Origin of the sequence: Actinomadura sp. NEAU-AAG7, from assembly GCF_018603865.1 — a bacterium.
Lineage (GTDB): Bacteria > Actinomycetota > Actinomycetes > Streptosporangiales > Streptosporangiaceae > Spirillospora > Spirillospora litoris.
This window is the reverse complement of sequence record NZ_JAHFZY010000002.1, coordinates 844,112-858,700: the sequence shown is the minus strand read 5'-3', so window position 1 is coordinate 858,700 and position 14,589 is coordinate 844,112. Positions and strand designations below refer to the sequence as shown.

At 72.5% G+C, this 14,589-nt stretch carries 14 protein-coding genes; 8 read left to right on the top strand and 6 right to left on the bottom strand.

Annotation, left to right across the window (positions count from 1 at the left end; all coding sequences use genetic code 11):
• Positions 1 to 20: 20 nt before the first annotated feature.
• The 4 genes from KLI87_RS40010 to KLI87_RS13185 are packed head-to-tail and all read left to right on the top strand — an operon-like array spanning position 21 to position 3,491.
• The gene (locus KLI87_RS40010; protein WP_246249565.1) at positions 21 to 545 is read left to right on the top strand and encodes a hypothetical protein; all 525 of its coding nucleotides are present in this window, start codon (positions 21 to 23) and stop codon (positions 543 to 545) included.
• Complete coding sequence (locus KLI87_RS40005) at positions 542 to 1,615, top strand: peptidoglycan-binding protein (RefSeq protein ID WP_308165990.1); 1,074 nt, start codon at positions 542 to 544, stop codon at positions 1,613 to 1,615. Before KLI87_RS40010 ends, KLI87_RS40005 begins: the two co-directional genes overlap by 4 nt.
• The gene (locus tag KLI87_RS13190; RefSeq protein WP_156216116.1) at positions 1,612 to 2,289 is read left to right on the top strand and encodes an ABC transporter ATP-binding protein; all 678 of its coding nucleotides are present in this window, start codon (positions 1,612 to 1,614) and stop codon (positions 2,287 to 2,289) included. Before KLI87_RS40005 ends, KLI87_RS13190 begins: the two co-directional genes overlap by 4 nt.
• Positions 2,286 to 3,491 (top strand): ABC transporter permease, encoded by a 1,206-nt coding sequence (locus KLI87_RS13185; RefSeq protein WP_156216117.1) that lies wholly within the window; start codon positions 2,286 to 2,288, stop codon positions 3,489 to 3,491. Before KLI87_RS13190 ends, KLI87_RS13185 begins: the two co-directional genes overlap by 4 nt.
• 85 nt (positions 3,492 to 3,576) lie before the next feature.
• On the opposite strand, the gene KLI87_RS13180 is transcribed toward KLI87_RS13185, so the two are convergent.
• The 3 genes from KLI87_RS13180 to KLI87_RS13170 all read right to left on the bottom strand — a co-directional run bounded on the left by KLI87_RS13180 (position 3,577) and on the right by KLI87_RS13170 (position 7,150).
• Entirely contained in the window at positions 3,577 to 5,400 is a 1,824-nt protein-coding gene (locus KLI87_RS13180) for a choline/carnitine O-acyltransferase (RefSeq protein ID WP_214617150.1), read from the bottom strand.
• Positions 5,401 to 5,493: 93 nt separating this feature from the next.
• Positions 5,494 to 6,300 carry a class I SAM-dependent methyltransferase gene (locus KLI87_RS13175; RefSeq protein ID WP_214617149.1) on the bottom strand — a complete coding sequence of 269 codons (807 nt, stop codon included), beginning with the start codon at positions 6,298 to 6,300 and terminating at the stop codon, positions 5,494 to 5,496.
• 13 nt (positions 6,301 to 6,313) lie between these two features.
• Positions 6,314 to 7,150: an arpA protein gene (locus KLI87_RS13170; protein ID WP_308165989.1), complete on the bottom strand. Its 837-nt coding sequence runs from the start codon at positions 7,148 to 7,150 to the stop codon at positions 6,314 to 6,316.
• 342 nt (positions 7,151 to 7,492) lie between these two features.
• Between KLI87_RS13170 and KLI87_RS13165 the strand changes: the two genes are divergently transcribed.
• Complete coding sequence (locus KLI87_RS13165) at positions 7,493 to 9,328, top strand: serine/threonine-protein kinase (RefSeq protein ID WP_214617147.1); 1,836 nt, start codon at positions 7,493 to 7,495, stop codon at positions 9,326 to 9,328.
• 67 nt (positions 9,329 to 9,395) lie between these two features.
• Positions 9,396 to 10,646 (top strand): PP2C family protein-serine/threonine phosphatase, encoded by a 1,251-nt coding sequence (locus tag KLI87_RS13160; RefSeq protein WP_214617146.1) that lies wholly within the window; start codon positions 9,396 to 9,398, stop codon positions 10,644 to 10,646.
• An 89-nt stretch (positions 10,647 to 10,735) separates the two neighbouring features.
• On the opposite strand, the gene KLI87_RS13155 is transcribed toward KLI87_RS13160, so the two are convergent.
• From KLI87_RS13155 to KLI87_RS13145, 3 genes are all read right to left on the bottom strand, one after another.
• Positions 10,736 to 12,082: a hypothetical protein gene (locus KLI87_RS13155; RefSeq protein ID WP_156216121.1), complete on the bottom strand. Its 1,347-nt coding sequence runs from the start codon at positions 12,080 to 12,082 to the stop codon at positions 10,736 to 10,738.
• Entirely contained in the window at positions 12,079 to 12,336 is a 258-nt protein-coding gene (locus tag KLI87_RS13150) for a hypothetical protein (protein WP_156216122.1), read from the bottom strand. Before KLI87_RS13150 ends, KLI87_RS13155 begins: the two co-directional genes overlap by 4 nt.
• A gap of 100 nt (positions 12,337 to 12,436) precedes the next feature.
• Entirely contained in the window at positions 12,437 to 12,727 is a 291-nt protein-coding gene (locus KLI87_RS13145) for a hypothetical protein (RefSeq protein WP_156216123.1), read from the bottom strand.
• 273 nt (positions 12,728 to 13,000) lie between these two features.
• Between KLI87_RS13145 and KLI87_RS13140 the strand changes: the two genes are divergently transcribed.
• Both KLI87_RS13140 and KLI87_RS13135 read left to right on the top strand, forming a co-directional pair.
• Positions 13,001 to 13,537: a ferritin-like domain-containing protein gene (locus tag KLI87_RS13140; RefSeq protein ID WP_156216124.1), complete on the top strand. Its 537-nt coding sequence runs from the start codon at positions 13,001 to 13,003 to the stop codon at positions 13,535 to 13,537.
• Positions 13,538 to 13,588: 51 nt separating this feature from the next.
• Positions 13,589 to 14,554: a TIGR03557 family F420-dependent LLM class oxidoreductase gene (locus KLI87_RS13135; RefSeq protein ID WP_214617145.1), complete on the top strand. Its 966-nt coding sequence runs from the start codon at positions 13,589 to 13,591 to the stop codon at positions 14,552 to 14,554.
• Positions 14,555 to 14,589 lie beyond the last annotated feature (35 nt).

The following is a 14,589-nucleotide window of genomic DNA, read 5'->3' as shown; positions in this document are numbered from 1 at the left end:
CGGAACACAGGAGAAGACGAATGCGAATGTGGAGAACGGCGGCCCTGCCGCTCGTGCTGGCCCTGGCGCTCACCGGTTGCGGTTCCGACGACGGCGACGAGGGCGGAGTCGCCTCCGCGGCGGGCGCCGCGAAGCCGAACCAGAGCGGCGCGGCGGCGCCCGGAAAGACCCTCAGCTCCGATGAGAAGGGCGTGAAGTACGCCGAGTGCATGCGCCGGAACGGCGTCCCGATGGACGACCCGAAGCCCGGCGAGGGCATCCGCCTCAAGCTCGACGGCCGGACGAAGAAGGAGACCGTCGACAAGGCGATGGAGGCGTGCCGCCAGTTCAACCCGCAGGGGGACGGGACGGGCAAGGCCGACCCGAAGCAGCAGGAACGGCTCCGGAAGTTCGCCGAATGCATGCGCCGCAACGGCGTGGAGGCCTTCGCGGATCCGAAGCCCGGCCAGCAGGGCATCATGATCGACAAGAAGCTGGCCGACGACCCCCAGTTCAACGCCGCCCAGGAGAAGTGCCAGGAGATCATGGCGGGCGGCGGGAAGTGAGGAGGCGCACGCGGGCGGTCCTCGCCGCCGCCGTCCTCGCCACGGCGGGCGGCGGCGTCACCGTCGCGCTGCTCGGCCAGGGCGGTTCGGGCGGGTCGGGCGGCGCCCGGGCCGCCGCGCTCCCGCCGGGCACCGCCAAGGTCACGCGGCAGTCGCTCCGCGACACCCGGACCGAGGACGGGCGGCTCGGCTACGGCCCGACCTCCACCGCGACGAGCCGCCTGCGGGGCACGGTCACCCGGGTCCCCAAGAGCGGCGACGAGATCACCCGGGGCAGGCCCCTCTACGAGGTCGACGGCGACCCGGTCACGCTGATGTACGGGTCGCGGCCGTCCTACCGCCCGCTGACGGTCGGGACGGAGGGCTCCGACGTCCGCCGCTTCGAGGAGAACCTGGCCAAGCTCGGCTACGACGGGTTCACCGTCGACAAGGAGTACACCGCCGACACCGCCGACGCCGTCCGCGAATGGCAGGACGACCTCGGCCTCCCCGAGACCGGCGAGGTCGAACTCGGACGGGTGGTGTTCGCGCCCGGCGCCGTCCGGGTGGACAGCGTGCAGGCGGGCGCGGGCGACCCGACCGGCCCCGGCCAGAAGGTCCTCACCTACACCGGGACCGACAAGGCGGTGACCGTGGAGCTGGAGACCGCCGACCAGCGGATGGCGAAGAAGGGCGCGGCGGTCGAGGTCACGCTCCCCGAGGACGAGACCGTCCCCGGCCGGATCGACGAGGTCTCCACCGTCATCGAACCGGGGTCGGGGCAGGGCGAGGATCCGACGACGAAGGTCGAGGTGACGGTGTGGCTGCGGGCCGGCAAGGCACGCAAGGCCGCCGCCCCCTACGCGCTGGCCTCGGTCGATGTCACGTTCACGGCGGGACGGCGCGACAACGTCCTGACCGTGCCGGTGTCGGCGCTGGTCGCGCTGAAGGAGGGCGGCTTCGGGGTCGAGGTCGTCCGGGGCGGCGCGTCGTCCTACGCGCCGGTCGAGACCGGGCTGTTCGCGGACGGCCGGGTCGAGGTCTCCGGCGCGGGGATCGCCGAGGGCACCGTCGTCGGGACCCCCACATGATCGCGCTGCGGGACGTGACCAAGGAGTACGCCGGCGGCGTCCGCGCGCTCGCCGGCGTGTCGCTGCACGTCGAGCCGGGCGAGCTGGTCGCGATCGTCGGCCCGTCGGGGTCGGGCAAGTCGACGATGCTGAACGTCCTCGGCACGCTGGACCGGCCGACGTCGGGCACCGTCCACATCGCCGGGCACGACGTCGGGCGGCTGCCCGACGCCAAGCTGTCGGCGCTGCGCGCGCACCAGATCGGCTTCGTGTTCCAGCAGTTCCACCTCGCCCAGGGGACGAAGGCGATCGACAACGTCGCCGACGGGCTCCTGTACACCGGGCTCGGCCCCGGCGCGCGGCGGCGGCGCGCGGCGCAGGCGCTGGAGCGGGTCGGGCTCGGGCACCGGATGGGGCACGAGGCGCACGAGCTGTCGGGCGGCGAGCGGCAGCGCGTCGCGATCGCCCGCGCCGTCGCGGGCGACCCCGCGCTGCTGCTCGCCGACGAGCCGACCGGCGCGCTGGACTCGGCGTCCGGCGACGGCGTGATGGCGCTGCTGCGCGGGCTGCACGAGGCCGGCACGACCGTCGTGATCATCACGCACGACCGGGAGATCGCCGCGAGCCTGCCCCGCCAGGTGCGGATGCGCGACGGGCTGATCACCGACGACTCCGCCGCGGCGGTGCCGTCATGACGGCGGCGGCGCTGCGCCCGGCGCGGCTCGGGCCCCGCGACGTCGTGCGGGTCGGCGCGGTCGGGCTGCGCACCCGCCCGATGCGGGCGTTCCTGTCGGCGCTCGGCATCGCGATCGGGATCGCCGCGATGGTCGCGGTCGTCGGCGTCTCCGCGTCCTCGCGCGCCGACCTGGACCGGGCGCTCGCCGCGCTCGGCACCAACCTGCTGACGGTCGCGCCCGGCAGCACGCTGACCGGCGAGAGGGCCCGGCTGCCCGTCGAGTCGGAGGCGATGGTCGCGCGGATCGCGCCGGTGCGCGAGGTGTCGGCGGTCGGGCTGCTGGAGGACGCGAAGGTCTACCGGACGAGCCGGATCCCCGAGACCGACACCAACGGGATCGCCGCCTACGCCACCCGCACCGACCTGCGCGCCGCGACCGGCGCCGCGCTGCGCAGCGGCACGTGGCTGAACGGCGCGACGGCGTCCTTCCCGGCGACCGTGCTCGGCTCGACCGCCGCGCGGCGGCTCGGGATCGGGCACGCGGGCCCGGACGTCCAGGTGCTCATCGGCCGGACGCTGTTCACCGTCGTCGGCGTCCTGGACCCGGCGCCGCTCGCCCCCGAGCTGGACAGCGCCGCGCTCGTCGGCTGGCCGGTCGCGCAGGCGCGGCTCGGCTTCGACGGGCACCCGACGACGATCTACACCCGGTCGCGGGACGCGAGCGTCGAGCAGGTCCGCGAGGTGCTCGGCGCCACCGCGAACCCCGAGGCGCCGAACGAGGTCGCGGTGTCGCGCCCCTCCGACGCGCTCGCCGCGCGCAAGGCGGCGGGAGAGGCCTTCACCGGGCTGCTGCTCGGCCTCGGCGCGGTCGCGCTGCTGGTCGGCGGCGTCGGGGTGGCCAACACCATGGTCATCTCGGTGCTGGAGCGCCGCGCGGAGATCGGGCTGCGCCGCTCGCTCGGCGCGACCCGGAGCCAGATCCGCACGCAGTTCCTCGCCGAGTCGCTGCTGCTGTCGCTGCTCGGCGGCGCGGGCGGCGCCCTGCTCGGGACGCTCGTGACCGCCGTCTACGCCCTCTACCAGGGCTGGCCGGTCGTGATCCCGGCGTGGGCGGTCGCCGGCGGGATGGCCGCGACGCTGGTCATCGGCGCGGTCGCGGGACTGTATCCGGCGGTCCGCGCGTCGCGGCTGTCGCCGACCGAGGCGCTGTCGGCGGCCTGAGACGCGGGGGCCGGCACCGGGCCGGGGCGGCGACGCCCCGGCCCGGTGCCGTCAGGACCGCGGTGCCGTCAGGACTCCGGTGCCGTCAGGACTCGGCGGCGAGGAGCTCCCGCAGCTCCTGGACGGCGCGGCGCAGCTCGTCCGCGAACACGCGCATCGCGTCCGCGACGTGCTCGGGCGTGCTCAGGTAGACGGCGAGCCGGTCCGGCAGCAGCACGTAGGCGACGCCGATGCACTGCTCGCTGGTCGACCCGAAACCGAACGCCTGGATGTGCGCGGACGGCGCCGAACTCGTGCTCAGGTAGTCGTCGCGCATGACCGTCCAGCCCGGCGAGTCGAACAGCGCGAGGTGCTCGGTCACGCCCAGCTCCGCGCCCCGCCGCCGCTGGATGAGCTGGAGCTCCCAGAGGTGCTGCTCGGGCGCCCGGCCCGCCTGGCACTCCTTGGCCCGCCGGACGTGCGCCTCGGCGGCCTCGCGGAACGCCGCCGCGCGGGCCGCCGGGGGCGCGTCCGGGTCGTCCATGGCCGCCACGAACCGCAGCACCTGCGGGGTGACGACCCGCATCGCCTCGGTGCGCCCGGCCCGGAACTGCCGGGTCGCGATCGACTCGTAGGTCGCGCCGGTCAGGCCCTTCGCCCGCCGGTGCGCGAGCTGGTAGGCCATCTGCACGAACGCGTCCGGCGACATGCCGAGCGCCTTGGCGTCGGTGGAGCCGAAGTCGTCGAAGGTCACGAGCCTCGTCGCGGTCGCGGCGGCGTAGGCGGCGAACGCCGCGTCGGCCTCGCGGACGTCGGTGCGGAGCGCGTCGTCCAGCACGAACGTGATCGGCTCCAGTTGGGGCGCGCCCTGCGACCGGGCGCCGGACGCGCGCGAGTGCTCCTTCGCCGGGGTGCCGAGCACCGAGTCGACGAAGCCGAGGATCGTCGTGCCGTCCAGCTCGCAGTGCTCGACGTTGATCCCGGCGCGGCCGTCGCCGAACACGACCAGCGACACCGCCTTGTCGAACCACCGGTTGCCGCTGCCGCCGTGCAGGAGGTGGTCGGACGCCTCCTGCGCGTCCGCCGGGGCGAAGTCCTCCAGGCAGACGCAGAACAGCGCGGTCTCCACGGCGTCGAGCGCGTCCCTGTTGCCGGGGTGGACGGCCAGCAGCGCCTCCCGGCTCGCCGCCCACTCGGCCCGCGCCTTCGTCGTCAGCGACCCGGGCGAGGGCTCCAGCGCCGGGGACGCCTTCATGATCTGCTGGAGCGCGCCGGTCAGCTCGCCGAGGGTGTGCGGGTGCCCGTCGGGCCCGAGCACGTCCATCCTCACCATGTTCTCGCGGAAGAACACCAGGATGTGCTTGGCGTCGGACGGCCCGGGGTGCTCCGCCGAGTACGGCGCGCGGACCGTGTCCTGCACGGCCCCGGGGATGCGGGTCGCGGAGTACAGGAACCGGTTCTGCGCCATCGTCTGCGGCCGCCCGCGCTGGAGGACGGGCGGGAGCCGCTCGGCGTCCAGGGCCAGTTTGTGGTGGAGCGCGCCCGCGATGAGCCCGGCGGCGCGCTCGGCCTGCCCCTCGCCGGTGTCATGGAACAGGAAGAAGAAGTTGGCGTTGAGCGCGATCCGGTCGCGGCGGCCGAGGTAGCGGTAGGGCCAGAAGGTGTCGAGCCAGCTGTGCACGCCCTCGGTCGCGTCGTAGCGTTCCAGCGCCGCGTGCAGTTCCCGGCCGGGGCCGCCGGGACGGGTGAAGTCCTCCAGCGCCTCCCGCGTGCGCGCCAGCTCCGCCTCGGTCAGCAGCGGCGCGCACCACTCCAGGAAGCGCTCGCCGGTCTCCTCCAGCGTGGGCAGCGGCACGCGGGGGAGGTCGTCCTCGTAGTCGAACGTGCGAGGGGAGGGGTCGGTACCGGTACCAGATGGGCTCGCGTTCACGTTCCGTCCTCGATCTGAGATCAGTGGGGGCGTGTCGTGCGGGGCGTTCGATGCGGGGGCTCTTCACACGGGGGTTCTTCACGCGGGGGCGCTTCACAGGGGGCGGGAGACGTAGAGCTGGGCGTAGAGCCAGCCCGAGGTCTCCAGTCCGGTCGGGTCGACGCCGACGTCCGACAGCCGGTCCAGGATGAGGTCGCGCTCCTGCGGGGTCGCGAACCGGCGCTGCCGGAACAGCCCGGCGTGCCGGACGGTGCGGTACCCGGCCTCGGCGAGCCGGTCCGCGACCGTGTCGAACGGGAACATCCGCAGCACGAAATGCGCCATCCACGGCGGCCGTCCGCCGCCCGCCGCCACGATCCGCATGATCGTTTTCTCGGTGACATATCCGAGGCAGCCGGTGGAGATGGCGATATCGGTCTCGGCGAGCCGCTCGCGCTGCTCCTCGGTGGGGTCGGCGTTCTCCAGGTCGGCGTGCAGGGCGCCGTCGAGATAACCGGCGTCGAGCGCGTAGGAAAGCGCGTTGTCGGAGGCGTCCAGACCGAGGAAGCGGACGGGTTCAGCGGGTTCACCGGAACGGATCGACTCCCGATCTCGGGCCAGCAGGGAGGCGCGCGAGTGCCCGTGGACATCGCCGCCGCTATACCGATCGTACAGCTCGCCCATCGTGGCGCCATACTTCAGCAGTGCGGCATTGATTCCGTAGGAGCAGCCGATGTCGAGAACGGTCGGGGCCGCGATGCCCCGCGTTCGGCGGTATTCGGCGATAAGTCCCTTGAAGTGTGGTTTGGCCAACTCCGGTATGTAATAGTCGAGTTCGCGGAGAGTACCGAAGAAGGCACGCGGATCCGGCCGCGTGTAGATGTGGTCGAGCGAGATCTTCCCGGACGTGTCGACGCGCACGATGGCGGTCCTCCTAATCCAGTAGCCGGTCGACCCGTACGGCGCGTCCCTCCGCCGCCAGGTGCTCGGGCAGCACGCGCCCGAAGAGTTGCCGCGTCCGCGCCACGCTGCCGACGACCCCCGGGCGCTCGCTGTAGGCGAGGATCGCCGTGTGCCGCTCCCGCTCCCCGAGGACCGGGGTCACGCGGTGCAGCGAATAGCGGCCCTTGAACAACTGGAGGTCCCCGGGGTTCAGCGTGAGCCGCCGGACGAGCCCCGCGCCGTCGCCGGTCAGCACGCTCCGGACGGCGTCGAAGTTCTCCTCCCGCGCGGACCTGATGTTCGGGCAGTACTCGAACACGCCGCCGCCCTCCGGCTCCTGCGTCAGCAGCGACACCGTGAACTCGTTGGTGTCGAAATGCCACGGGTGCTCCATCCCGGGCCGGACGACGTTGAGGCACAGCCCCGACAGCGGGTCGCCGAGTTCGTGCACCCGGGGCAGCCCGAAGCAGCTCGCGACGAAATGCTGGAACAGGCCGTTCGAATACAGCCGGTGAATGAGGTGGGCGGTGGGAATCCGGTCCCGCGCGACAAATGAATTACCGCGCTGGACGGTGATGCGCGCCGGATGGTCATCCGGCAGCGGGGAGCTTGTGTCGATGTTGTAGGCGTTGACGGTCTCGACGCCGTCATGGGATTGCGGCGCGATCGCCGCGCACTCCTCCCGGAGCGCCTCGCGCAAAGATGGGTGGATGAAATCGGTGAGCACGCTGCATCCGGATTTCGCCAGGTCGTCCCGGACGCGGGAAACGACGCCGCGCCATCCCTCGCCGCCCGGGTCCTCCAGTGGATAACCCTCCGTGTTGACCACCTGATCGACCGTGTGAGTGTCCGCCGCGGCCATGAGGTTCCTTCCGAGTGAGCCGACCCCATTCGGGTTTTAGCACAGGTCTCGCTGCAATTCACGACCGCGTTTCGGGCTACTCTCAGCGAAAAACGATAACCCGCGCCCGTGACCTGTGAGTTAGCACGTTCCGGCCGACTTCCCGTGTGCCGCGCCGAGCCCCGTTATGTGTCCCACATCACCTTCCGGGCGCCGCGCGGGCGGCCACCGCCGGGCCCCCGCCGCCGGCCCGGCTCCCCACCCCGCCGCGTGACCACGGATGATTCACCGTGAACCTTCCCTTACGCGGCGGCGTCACCCTCTGGTGGAATGCCTGACCACAGGGACGAGCAAGGGGAACGCGTGGCGGACTGGCGGCTGGCGGAGTTCATCGAGGCGCGGGAACTCGGGCGTGGTGCGCAGGGACGGGTCGTCCTCGCCCACCACGCCGGGTCCCGCACCCCCGTGGCGATCAAGTACCTGGCGCGCGGGGACGAGTCCGCGCTCACGAGCCTGCGGGCCGAGGCGCAGATGCTCGGTCGGCTGACCAGCCCCTATGTCGCGCGCCTGTACCGCTTCACCGAGAGCGAGCACGGCGCGGCCATCGTGATGGAGGCCGTCAACGGCGCGTCGCTGAAGGACGTGCTGGCCGAGAACGGGAGGCTGGAGCCCGAGGCGGCGCTGCTGGTGCTGAAGGGCTCGCTGCTCGGGCTCGCGGCGGCGCACTCGGTCGGCGTCGTCCATCGCGACTACAAGCCCGCGAACGTCGTCGTCCAGGCGGACGGGCTGAGCAAGCTCGTCGACTTCGGCGTCGCCGTCCTGTCCGGGCAGGGCTCGTTCGCCGGGACGCCCGCCTACATGTCGCCCGAGCAGTGGCGCGGCGAGCCCGCCACCCCGGCCACCGACGTCTACGCCGCGACCTGCGTTTTCGTCGAGTGCGTGACGGGTCGGCGGCCGTTCCGGGCGGACGGGCGGGCCGCGCTGATGAACCAGCACCTGACCGCCGCGCCCGATGTCGAGGACATGCCCGAGGCGCTGCGCCCGCTCGTCGCCGAGGGGATGGCGAAGGCCCCGCAGGAGCGCCCGCCCGGCGCGGCGGCGTTCGTCTCCCGGCTGGAGGCGGCGGCCGCCGCCGCGTACGGGCCGGACTGGGAGCGGCGGGGCGTCCGCGCCCTGGCCGCCGCGGCGGTCGGCCTCGCCGCGCTGTTCCCGCTCGGCGCGCTGGCCGTCGCCCCGGGCGCGGCGGGCGCCGCCGCCGGTACCGCGGGCGCGGGAACGGCCGCCGGGTCGGCCGCGGGGGGCAGCGGTCTCGGCTCGGCCGGGACCGCCGGGGCGAGCGTGAGCAAGGGCTTTCTCGCCACCGCCGCCGGGAAGGGCGCGATCGCGGTGGCGGGCGTCGCCGTCGTCGCCACGTCCGCGACCGTCGCGGTCTACGCGACGAAGGGCTCCGACAAGCAGGAGCCCGAACCCCTCGCCTCCGTCCGGCTCGCGTCCCAGACCCAGACGGTCGGCGGGCTCCAGATCCGGGACGCGCGGTACGCCACGGTCACCGGGCTCGGCGACCCCGCGCTGGAGAAGCGCGTCAACCAGGAGCTCCGCGCGCCCCTCGACCGGCTCATCACGATCGGCAGGGGCAACTACGACCAGGGCAGATGCCGGGGCGTACCCGTCACGGTCTTCACGAGCGCGCGGGCGGGGCTGCAAGGGCCGCGGTTCGTGTCCGTCCGGTACTTCATGCAGTCGGACTGGTGCAAGCAGGCGGACGGCGCGGTCGGCGGCGAGGTCGTCACCGTCGACCTGCGCACCGGCAAGCGGCTCACCGCCACCGACGTCTTCCGTCCCGAGACGCTGACGGCGGCGGGCATCGCGCGGCTCCAGACGATCTTCACGCAGCGCGACAACGGCCACGACCGCAAGTGGACCGACTGCAACTCCGACGGGGGGTTCAAGCGGGCCGACTTCTTCCCGGAACGTTCCGAGGGCACGACGATCAAGGGAATGGAGACCGGCCCGCCCCGCCTGAGCGCGTTCCTCACCCCGGCCGAGTTCCGGCTGTCGTGGCTGCACGGCGGCAGCGACGGCTGCGGCAACCTGGACTTCGGCGCGTCCTATGCGAGCGTCCGCGCCCTGCTCAAGCCGGACTTCGCGGCCCTCCTGCCGAAATAGCGCCGGTAACGCCTCCGTCCCCACGGGTAGAAGGCCGGGAAGGGCGCGGTGGGACGGAGGAGCGGCGATGGACACGGGGCGCGGGGAGCGAATGCTGAGCAGGCTGGTGGCGGCGAGCCACCTGATCGCTCTGGAGCAGTTGCCGGTCGTGGTCGCCGAGCACGCGGCCCGCGCGGGGCTCGACGACGTCCTGATCTACCTGGTGGATCTCCAGCAGAACGTCCTGAAGCTGCTGGCCGGGCCGGGCGAGGACGGTGCGGGGCTCGGGGGCGGGCGCGGCGGGGAGGACGCCGAGATCCGCGTCGACGGGACGCTCGCCGGGCGCGCGTTCCAGAGCGTCCAGACGATGGCCGGGCAGCCCGTCGACGACCGCGCCCGCCACCACTGGGTGCCGATCCTCGACGGCACCGAGCGGCTCGGCGTCCTGCGGGTGACCGCCGCCCGCGACGACGAGGCGGTGCTGCGGGACGCCGAGGACCTGGCCGGGCTGATCGCTCTGATCGTCGTCAGCAAGGGGCCGGCCAGCGACTCCCTCTCCCGCCTGGTGCGCCGGCAGGACATGACGGTGTCGGCGGAGATGCAGTGGCGGCTGATGCCGCCGCTGACCTTCGCCACCGACCGGGTCGTGATCGGGGCGGCGCTGGAGCCCGCCTACCGGCTCGGCGGCGACACCTTCGACTACGCGCTCGCCGGCGACCGGGTCTTCCTCGGCGTCTTCGACGCCATGGGCCACGACACCGCCGCCGGCCTGTCGTCCAACCTGGCCGTCGCGGCCTGCCGCAACAGCCGGGTCGGGGGCGGCGACCTCGTGGCGGCCGGCCGGGCGATCGAGGAGGTCCTGCTCGAACAGGACCGGTCGGGCCGGTTCGTCACCGCCGTGCTGGCCGACCTCGACCTCGGCACGGGCACGCTGACCTGGGTGTCCTACGGGCATCCGCCGCCGGTGGTGATCCGCGGCGGGCGCTGGGTGACCACGCTGGACTGCTCGCCGGCCACGCCGCTCGGCACCGGCCTCGGCGTGGAACCGGAGCTGTGCCGCGAACAGCTCGAACCCGGCGACCGCCTGCTGCTCTACACCGACGGCATCGTCGAGGCGCGCGACCCCGACAAGCGCGAGTTCGGCCTCGCCCGCTTCGTGGACTTCATCATCCGGCGCAACGCCGACGGGCTGCCCGTCCCCGAGACGCTGCGCCGCCTCATCAACAGCATCCTCGACCACCACGCCGGGCGGCTGGACGACGACGCCACCGTCCTCGTCCTGGAGTGGCGCGGCCCCGCGCCCCCGGCGAGCGCCGTCGAGGGGGTGGCCCGGACCTGAGGCGCGGGCCGCCGGAGCCCGCGCCGCCCGGGGGACGCGAACGCGCCGGGTCCCACCTCGGCGGGTGCCCGGCGCGTTCCGGCGGGAGGTCAGGCGTCGGGGACGGGTTCGGGCGCGGGCCCGTTCACGTAGCGGATGAGGAGCCGCACCAGTCCCCGCGCGAGCTGGAACAGGATCATCGCCAGGCCGAGCAGCGGCAGCACGAGCAGCACGATCTGCAGGCTGGAGGTGATCAGCTGGAGCGGCCCGGCGCCCCCCGCCGCCTCGGCCGCGAGCCGCCGCATCATCCACCAGTCCTTGGCGACCAGGTTCGGGACCTGCGTCGCGATGAGCACGAGCTGGAACGCCAGCAGCGGCACGATCGTCAGCACCCAGAGCGCGACGAAGAACTGCGGCCAGCGCTTGAGGTCGTCCAGCCGGGCGTCGGCCGGGCGGCGCAGGAGCGTGCGGCGCAGGATCGGCCCGATGTAGCGGAACAGGTCGGGGACGCCGATCAGGTCCGACATGATGTAGTACCCGTCGAACCGGAGCGTCGGCAGCAACTGCTGGAAGATCTCCAGGTTGACGTACAGGACGGCGACCAGCAGCGGCTCGAACCCCGTCTGGAGGTAGAGCAGCGTCAGCCCGACGATGAAGATGCCGTTGAAGTAGACGCCCGCGAGGTCGGCGCGCAGCCGTCCGCCGCGTCCGAGCCGGTAGGACTCGGTGATGTCGGTGTAGAAGGCGGGCCAGACCAGGTAGATGCCGCAGCCCATGACGCCGGGCCGCACGCCTCCGTAGCGGCAGGCGGTGGCGTGCCCGATCTCGTGGAAGGCCGCCGACGCGATCCCCAGCCCCATGATCAGCAGAATGCTGACCGGGTTCATGATCGTGTGCTGCATCGCCAGCGCCAGCGAGCGGGTCGTCAGCACCCATGCCTCGCCCGCCACCACGGCCGCGATCATGAGCAGCAGTGCCACCGGCCGGAACAGCCAGCAGAACAGGCCGCCGACGAACCAGGTCACCGACTCGGGGAACACGGCGATCTTGAATCGCAGCGCCAGGAACGGGTCGGCCTTGACCACGGGCGGCGGCGTGCCGTCGCTGTAGGTGGTGACGCCGAGCGGGGCGAGCTTGCGGTCGACGAGGTAGACGACCTGCTCGCCGGTCAGCCGCGCCCCGGCCGCCGCGCTGACGGCGACCGCCACCCGGTCGAGCGCGGCCTGGACGTCCTCGCCCGCCCGGGGCTCGTGCTCGTGCAGGGCCTTGGCGACCAGGAACAGCACCGGCGGCAGCCGCACGAGCTGCCGGTTGGGCAGGCTGACCAGGTGGGGCTGCTCCCGGTAGCCCGAGTTCTTGAACTCGCCGACGAGTTCGGTGCCCTCGGCGAGCGTCGGCAGGGTGAGGGCCGCCGGGGGCTCGTCCCCCGCCACGTCCGGTGCGGCGGGCCGGCTCATTTGTGATGGTCGACGACGGTGGCCGGGACGCAGGTCAGGGTGGAGTAGGGCGCCTGCGCGAACAGGCCCGTCCCGAGCAGGCCGCTGGTGCCCGGGGAGGAGGTCGCCTGGCAGGCGTAGACGACCGTCGTGTCGCCGGAGCCGCCGTCGCCGCGGACCCCGCCGGTGGACAGCGCCAGCCGTCCCGGCAGGACCTCGGGGGCGAGCCGGTCGAGGTCGTCGTAACTGAGGGTGAGAGGGTGTGCGGAACGCATCGTGATCGCTTTCGGGTCGTCCGGAAAGAGGGGGAAGGGCCGGCGGGAGAACGCCGGCCCTTCCCAAGCGGGCACGAGCCCGCGATCATGCCTGGCCGGGTCAGTGACCCGAGACCACCGAGCTGCCCGCGCAGGTGAACGAGCTGTTGGGGTTCTCCGAGCTGAGGCCCAGGGCCCCGACGAGGCCGCCCTGCGAGTGGGTGATGTTGCCCTGGCAGTTCGGGACGACGGCGGTCGTGCCGCCGCCGTGGCCGTGGCCGCCGGCGTTGAGGTTGGTGTTGGTGTTGTCGTTGTCGCTGCCGCCGCCGACGATGAGGGTCGACAGCACGGCGCGCTCGGGCAGGACCTCGCCGGCCAGCAGGTCCAGCTCGGTGTAGCTGAAGGACTTCATGAGGTTCCTTTTCTTCCTTGTCACGCCCGGATCTCAAGGTGGATACCGGATGTCCCATACCTCGCCACGGGTCGAGGCGAAGTAGCTCTACGTATAGCAGATGTCACTGATGGTGGCCAAGCTTGGAATGCGGCGCCGACCGGTCGTGTCGGCCGCCCTGCGCGTGCCGATCCCTTGCGCCCAGGGGCCTGCGGCGTTTTCATCGGCGGACGCATGTCGCTCACAGATTGGGTAGGCACCGATGCGCAGGGCCACCGATCACAGGAGGAGCGCATGGCAGACGACAGCTTCAGCATCGACGTGGCGGCGATCCGGCAGCGGGCCCGCCAGAAGATGGACGACGGGCCGCTGACCGAGGGGTACCGCAGGAGCCCGAGCGAGGTCGTCGGCGTCCTCAACGACGTCCTCGCCACCGAGATCGTCTGCTGGATGCGCTACTCGCGGCACGCCATCAGCGCGACCGGGATCGACCGCGCGCAGGTGGCCGCCGAGTTCCACGAGCACGCGGAGGAGGAGCGCCGCCACGCGATGCGCGCCGCCGAGCGCATCAGCCAGCTCGGCGGCGACCCCGACTTCGACCCGAAGACCCTCGCGGAACGCTCCCACACGACCTACGAGACCTTCTCCGACGACGACCTGAAGGGGATGCTGGAGGAGAACCTCGTCGCCGAGCGCATCGTCATCGAGTCCTACCAGGAGATCATCCGCTGGCTCGGGGCCGGCGACGTCACCACGCGCCGCATCATGGAGGAGATCCTCGCCGAGGAGGAGGAGCACGCCGACGACATCATGGACCTCCTCGGCAGGTGACGTTGAGCGAGTCTTGACGATTCACCTCGTATCAGCGGGTACGCGGACAGCATGGAATTCGGATACACGCTGCTCTGCGAACAGACCCCGCCGAAACAGCTCGTCACCGACCTCGTCGAGGCCGAGGACGCGGGCTTCTCCTACTCGGTGATCTCCGACCACTACTTCCCGTGGCTGGAGGAGATGGGCCACTCCGCCTACACCTGGTCGGTGCTCGGCGCCCTGGCCCAGGCGACCGACCGCATCCCGCTGATGACGTTCGTGACCTGCCCGATCATGCGCTACCACCCGGCCGTGGTGGCGCAGAAGGCCGCGACCGTGGGCGTCCTGTCCGACGGCCGCTTCACGCTCGGCCTCGGCGCGGGCGAGAACCTGAACGAGCACGTCGTCGGGCGGGGCTGGCCCTCGGCGGACGTCCGGCACGAGATGTTCGCCGAGGCCGTCGAGATCATCCGGGCCCTGTTCGGCGGCGACTACGTCAACTACCGCGGCCGGCACTTCGACGTCGACTCCGCCAAGCTCTACGACCTGCCCGACGAGCCGGTCCGCATCGGCATGGCCGCCTCGGGCCACCGCTCCGCCCACCTCGCCGCCCGGCACGCCGACGCCCTGATCTCCGACCAGCCGCTCGGCGACGTCGTCCGCCTGTTCAACAACGAGGCCGGCGTGGGCAAGCCGGTCTACGGCCAGATCCCGATCGCCTTCGGCGACGATCCCGAGGAGGCCAGGCGGCGCGCCCACATGTGGCGCTTCTCCGTCCCGGGCTGGAAGGTGATGGCCGAACTCCCGGGGCCGGTGAACTTCGAGGCCGCCTCCGAGACCGTCCGTCCGGAGGACGTCCTGAAGGCGGTCCCGTGCGGCGACGACGTCGAGGACTACATCGAGGCCGTCCAGCAGTGGTCGGACGCGGGTTTCACCCACGTCTCGTTCTGCCAGACCGGCGCGGACCACCAAAAGGACTTCCGAACCTGGGCGGAATACGATCTACTCCCCGCCCTCCGCGAACGCTTCCCCTGATCCACGGGAATTGGATCACTTCTAGATCCAGTATT